Source organism: Streptomyces sp. ADMS (assembly GCF_033441795.1).
In the GTDB taxonomy this organism is placed as follows: Bacteria; Actinomycetota; Actinomycetes; order Streptomycetales; family Streptomycetaceae; genus Streptomyces.
Map to the genome: position 1 here is coordinate 1 of NZ_JAVFVX010000385.1, position 587 is coordinate 587.

The following is a 587-nucleotide window of genomic DNA, read 5'->3' on the forward strand; positions in this document are numbered from 1 at the left end:
GCGGTGCGGCGGTTCTCGTGCAAAAGCCCCGCCGCCCGCGAGATGTGAATCGGTGCGCTTCGGGGTGCCGGCCCGGCGCTTGGGAGTTGGTAGCTCCCGGGCGCCGGCCTCCTTCGCCCCCGGTGGGCGCTATGGCCCCTGTGCGTGCATCGCCCCTCCCTTCCCGACCGCCTGGCGGCCGGTGATCCACTTGTGCGGGACCAGAACCATATGGCGACCCCTGACACAAGTCCAGCGTCTTCGCACCCACTCCCACCAGGCGCGGAACACTGCACTGGATGAGATGTGGGGCTAACGTACACCGCAATTGCGCCAATCCGTCAACTGCGATGTCGTCACCCGAGACGCGCGGGCACATGATCACCACTGGAGTGGATAGGATCGTGGTCATGAGGAAGGGTTGGAGATGACCGAGAAGCACGAGCGCGCCTTCGCGGAGCTGCTCGACTACCTGTTCAGGGAGGTACACCCGAAGGAGCGCGGCTCCTACACGTACGCGGAGGTATCACAGGGCATCCGGGACACCTCCGGGGTAGCCATCTCGGCAAGCGCCATCCAGCAGCTCCGCACCGGGACCAACACGAACC

1 pseudogene is annotated in these 587 nt (G+C 65.9%); it reads left to right on the forward strand.

From position 1 onward, the window contains the following. Positions 1–406: 406 nt before the first annotated feature. A pseudogene (locus RB628_RS41180) lies at positions 407–587 on the forward strand (Secondary metabolite protein); the annotation flags it as partial.